The organism is Halorubellus amylolyticus (genome assembly GCF_034808145.1).
Lineage (GTDB): Archaea > Halobacteriota > Halobacteria > Halobacteriales > Natrialbaceae > Halorubellus.
The window spans coordinates 1-263 of record NZ_JAXHGM010000072.1; the positions used below are offsets into that span (position 1 = coordinate 1).

General features: G+C 68.8%; 1 protein-coding gene. It reads right to left on the minus strand.

From position 1 onward, the window contains the following. Nucleotides 1-263: thymidylate synthase (locus tag SM754_RS20305; protein WP_323677954.1), on the minus strand; the 263-nt coding region annotated here is incomplete at both ends.

Sequence of the window (263 nt, forward strand, 5' to 3'; positions counted from 1 at the left end):
GCGAACGAGATGCCGTCCGCGGAGTCGTAGTCGACGACCTCGATGTCCTCGTAGGTGAGCTCGTCGAGCGGCACGTCCGCGATCTCGATCCGTGGGCGCTCGCGCGGCTCCCGCGAGAGCTGTTCGAGCAGGCCGGGGACGTGGTCGTACCCCTCCTCGCCGTCGGCCTCGTCGGGGGCCGTGCGCTCGACCCAGCTCTTCACGTCGAGGTAGTCGGCCTTGCTCTCGACGTTCGCGAGCCGGTCTTGCACGTACGGGAGGTT